The sequence below is a fragment of the Actinomycetota bacterium genome (genome assembly GCA_030682655.1).
Classification (GTDB): domain Bacteria; phylum Actinomycetota; class Coriobacteriia; order Anaerosomatales; family JAUXNU01; genus JAUXNU01.
The window spans coordinates 1-4,219 of record JAUXNU010000017.1 but is presented as its reverse complement, the minus strand read 5'-3'; the positions used below and the strand labels follow the sequence as shown (position 1 = coordinate 4,219).

6 protein-coding genes are annotated in these 4,219 nt (G+C 63.2%); 4 read left to right on the top strand and 2 right to left on the bottom strand.

Annotated features, from left to right (window positions below; genetic code table 11):
* The 4 genes from Q8K99_01100 to Q8K99_01085 all read left to right on the top strand — a co-directional run.
* Positions 1 to 285: HupE/UreJ family protein (locus Q8K99_01100; protein ID MDP2181154.1), on the top strand; the 285-nt coding region annotated here is incomplete at its 5' end.
* Between the two features lie 15 nt (positions 286 to 300).
* Entirely contained in the window at positions 301 to 924 is a 624-nt protein-coding gene (locus Q8K99_01095; GenBank protein MDP2181153.1) for a transmembrane anchor protein, read from the top strand.
* The gene (locus Q8K99_01090; GenBank protein ID MDP2181152.1) at positions 925 to 1,275 is read left to right on the top strand and encodes a DUF3147 family protein; all 351 of its coding nucleotides are present in this window, start codon (positions 925 to 927) and stop codon (positions 1,273 to 1,275) included.
* A gap of 119 nt (positions 1,276 to 1,394) precedes the next feature.
* A complete protein-coding gene (locus tag Q8K99_01085; GenBank protein MDP2181151.1) occupies positions 1,395 to 2,009 on the top strand; it encodes a class I SAM-dependent methyltransferase in 615 nt (204 codons plus the stop codon).
* Positions 2,010 to 2,418: 409 nt separating this feature from the next.
* On the opposite strand, the gene Q8K99_01080 is transcribed toward Q8K99_01085, so the two are convergent.
* Together Q8K99_01080 and Q8K99_01075 are read right to left on the bottom strand one after the other, a co-directional pair.
* Positions 2,419 to 3,516, bottom strand: a complete 1,098-nt coding sequence (locus tag Q8K99_01080; protein MDP2181150.1) for an endonuclease NucS — start codon at positions 3,514 to 3,516, stop codon at positions 2,419 to 2,421.
* On the bottom strand, positions 3,516 to 4,219 hold a 704-nt coding region (locus tag Q8K99_01075), incomplete at its 5' end, for a restriction endonuclease subunit S (protein ID MDP2181149.1). The genes Q8K99_01080 and Q8K99_01075, both read right to left, overlap by 1 nt.

The window sequence follows — 4,219 nt, the reverse complement described above, 5'->3', positions numbered from 1 at the left end:
ACCAAGGCCGCGACCCTGGTGTTCGGCCTGTTCCACGGCTTCGGCCTGGCGACCAAGCTGCAGGACTTCAACATGTCGCCCGACGGCCTGATCGGCAATCTGCTGGCGTTCAACGTCGGGGTCGAGATCGGTCAGCTTCTGGCGCTCGGCGCCATCCTGATCGTCATGGGCTTCTGGAGGAAGACCTCCAGCTTCTGGCGTCACGCCTACACCGCCAATGTGGTCGTCATGACCCTCGGCTTCATTCTGGCGGGCTATCAGCTCGTCGGCTTCTTCGTCGCCTGACCGGAGACCTGACCCATGTATAACGCCAACAAGCCTGACGCCGCCGAACTGCCTTCGACCGGCAAGCTGCTGAAGTCGACCGGTATCGCCGTGGTCATCGCCTCCGCCCTCCTCGTCACCGTCGTCCTCCCCGCCGAATACGGCGTCGATCCGACCCGGGTCGGATCTCTGCTCGGTCTGACCGAGATGGGGCGGATCAAGATGCAACTCGCCGCCGAAGCTGAGGCCGAAGAGGCGGGTCTGGCTGTGGCTGCGTCCGCCCCTGCCGCCGTCACCACAACCGCCCCAGCCACTCCGGCCGGAACGACTCCCGCCCCGAATGGTCAACGCACGGACGAAACCGTCATCACCCTCGCACCCGACCAGGGCGCCGAGATCAAACTGGTGATGGAGGAAGGCGCCCGGGTGGACTTCACCTGGACGAGCAGCGGCGGAGCGGTCAACTTCGACACCCACGCCGACCGTCCGGGCACGCCCTACCACGGCTACGGCAAGGGGTCGGAACAACGGGTCGAGGGCGAACTCGTCGCGGCTTTCACGGGCAGCCACGGCTGGTTCTGGCGCAACAGATCGGGCGCGCCGGTGACGATCACTCTGCGCACGGAGGGCTCGTATTCAGAAGTGAAGCGGGTCGTCTAGATGCTCTACTTCATCCTCAAGGCTGCGCTCTCCGGCCTGATCATCGCGTTGATCTCGACGGTGTCCAAGCGCTTTCCCGGCGTCGGCGCCCTGATAGCTTCACTGCCTCTGATCTCGGTTCTTGGGATGATCTGGCTCTGGCGAGACCGTCCTGACGTGGCGAACATGGCGGACCACGCCCAGGCGACCTTCTGGTTCGTGCTGCCCTCGTTGCCCATGTTTCTCGCCATCCCGGCGCTGCTGCGCGCCGGCGTTGGCTTCTGGGCAGCCTTGGTTGCCGGATGCCTGCTTACGATCATGCTCTACAGTCTCATGATCTGGCTCGGGCCACGTCTCGGCCTGCGGCTTTGAACTCCCCAATGAACGTCTGTGTGCGTCGCGGGCGAGAATAACGGGTTTCGACCGGTGGGCCCTCTGGCGTTCAGATGATCCCAACCCCAGTTTTCAAGGACAGTTCGGGAGTGGCGGCGATGACGACCAAGGCCCATTGGGAAAACGTTTATCAAACTAAGGCGGTGGACGAGGTGAGCTGGTATCGCCCCCACTTGGAGGTTTCCCTGAGGCTCATCGAACACGCGACGCCGGACACCGGCAGCGCGGTCATTGACGTTGGTGGTGGGGAAGCGACTTTGGTCGATGATCTTGTCGCGCGCGGTTACAGCGACGTGACGGTGCTCGACATCTCTCCGGCGGCGATTGAGGTGGCGAAGGACCGAATGGGACATGCGGGTGCCTCGGTGCATTGGATCACCGGCGACATCACGACGGTGGAGCTGGAAGCTGCTCGCTACGATGTCTGGCACGACCGAGCGGTGTTCCACTTCTTGACGAGCGCAGATGACAGAGCCGCATACGTGCGCCAAGTCGCCCGCTCAGTTCGGCTTCGCGGCCACGTCATTGTCGCCACCTTCGGTTTGGACGGGCCTGAAAAGTGCAGCGGATTGGATGTCGTTCGCTACGACGCAGAAAACCTGCACGAGGAGTTCGGCCCGAAGTTCCGTCTGTTGGACAGCGTCACCGAGTTGCACGAGACGCCTTGGGGCGCCCCTCAGCAGTTCATGTATTGCTTCTGCCGGATGGAGTGAGGCTGGAAGCAGGATCGCCGGAAGGTCCGCTTCCCACCCACTGCAGACTCCCATTAGGTCTGCTTGCGATCGGCTGGGCCCGCCTTGAGACTGCGCCAATCCTGCGAAGCTGCCGTTGTCGTGACCAAGCCCTTCGTCTCGCCTGTGCGGACCTGAAAGACACCCTCGTTGGGAAACCCTTGGGATACGGCTGGAGCGATATTCTCGACCTGCACCCGGCGGTCCTCAGGGAGTCCGCTGGAGCGGTTTCGCACTGTTCGCGCGCTATGGACCGAACCTCCAGACTTGCTCGTCCAGCACAGGTCCAGAGCGCTATTAGACCTGCATCCAGACCCTCATATTGACCGTCCCAGCGCGCAGTGTGTTTGGCCCCAGACTATGGCGCTTAACCTGCCTGAGCAGTTCACCGCTACGCCGTCTCCGGCCACCGCTCCTTCAAGCGCTCGACGGTGGTCCGCCACTTCGGGGTGGTCGGCTTGCAGACCGTATTCTGGTTCCCGAACAGGCCGATCTCGTTGACGGCCTGCTCCAGCGGAACGGTATGGATCCAGCTAACCGGCACGAAATAGTCGCAGCGCTCCGGGTCGTCGGCAACCGCCCGGTGGTAGTCGCCCCCGGTCAGGACATCGAGCGCGGGGCGTTCGCCCTCCGGTGTCGTGACCTGGAACTCGGCGGCCGGCTGCGGACGTCCCGTCACCTCGCCCATGCCGACAAAGCCGTGGCCCGGGGACTTCACCCAGATGCGGTCGCCGACGTTCAGCAGGTTCAGAGTGTTGCTATACCAGCTGCCGCCGCCGGCGCTGATGAAGCCATAGCGCCGGGCCTCCTCCCACGATCGCCGATCATTTCCCAGACCGAAGGAGGCGTAGAACTCGCCATTCCAGGGCTCGCTCTCTCGCAGACCCCGCGCCTTGGGGGCGGCTGCGGCGCTGACCTGGGTGTGGACCGGGTCCAGAAGCCAGGCCCGGCTGAGGAGCTGCTGGTCGCCATGGTCGAAGACCTGGAAGCACAGCACGTTGATGGCGATGTCGCGCTTGTTCAGATAGGCGACGATCCGCTCGCTGCTGTCGTCCAGAGTGGCCGCGACGATGACGATCTGGTGACTCTCGTTCAGTGTCTCCTCGTCCAGCGGCTGACCGAAGCGTGTCTGGAAGTCCGTCGAGAGGTCCCGACCGGACGAGAAGCGGCGGTAGATGGCGTCGATGTCCTGGGCCTCCAGTTCCTCGACCCAGACGGCGTAGTCGATGGCCTGGGCGACAACCTCGCGCGGGGTGCGGTCGCGCTTCAGCTCGATCAGGACCAGAGCCCCGTCGGGGGCCACGGCCAGCAGGTCGATGAAACCGCCGGAAGCGGTGCGCTCTTGCCGCCCGATGAGCATCCATTCGTCGGACAGGATGCGGGGTGATGCGACAATCATGTCCTCAAGCGCGCGTTCGCTGGGAAGGCGACCTTCGCTGAGTTGCCTTGGGGTGCTGCCGACGGTCCAGATGGCATTGCGGATGGGCATCAGGCGGCCTCTTCGAGCGACACCGGGGTGAGGGGCTCTTGAAGGAGTGCGTCGAGCAGACGGAGTCGGGTGGTGGAGGTAGTCGTCAGGCTCGCCTCCAGCTTGTCGCAGGTCGCCATCAGGGCATCTACCTTGGCAACGATGCGGTGCTGTTCGGCGAGAGGTGGGAGGGGAACGGGGACCGCGCGAAGTTTGTCCTGAGAGATATTCATTTGCATCACCGCCATGCCGGACTTGGCGTCTTCTATCGCACTGCTGGTTACGCCTGCATTCAGGGTCAGTGCGAAGAACCTCGGACTGAGGCCGTCGATCAATCGAAAGCGGATAAGCTTGTCCGATATCATCAACCTTGGTTCGGTCTGATCGACGACGCAAGAAATGCCGACACGATTTTTCGGCCCTGCGCGCGTAACGAGGATGTCGCCAATCCGTGCTTCGTGCTGGGGTCGTGGCGGATACCTTGCAGGCAGTTCTTTATGCTGGCCACAATCAAAGGCGAGCGTCTGGACCGCCGTTGTTTTTAGCACACCCCACTGCGCCGGATCGCGCCGTGGATGACTTTCGCATTGCGGGCTCCATCCGGCGTCCATGACCGTCACTAGCTTTCCGAGCTCCATCCAGAGCCATGAGCTGGGCAAGTTGTAGTCGGCCTTTACCTCTTCCGGTGGCATTGCCCCGACCGATTTAGCTGATTTTCCTCGCC

Coding starts and splice junctions, on each gene's coding strand:
- Q8K99_01095 (MDP2181153.1), top strand. CDS start 301: ATGTATAACGCCAACAAGCCTGACGCCGCCGAACTGCCTTCGACCGGC.
- Q8K99_01090 (MDP2181152.1), top strand. CDS start 925: ATGCTCTACTTCATCCTCAAGGCTGCGCTCTCCGGCCTGATCATCGCG.
- Q8K99_01085 (MDP2181151.1), top strand. CDS start 1,395: ATGACGACCAAGGCCCATTGGGAAAACGTTTATCAAACTAAGGCGGTG.
- Q8K99_01080 (MDP2181150.1), bottom strand. CDS start 3,516: ATGCCCATCCGCAATGCCATCTGGACCGTCGGCAGCACCCCAAGGCAA.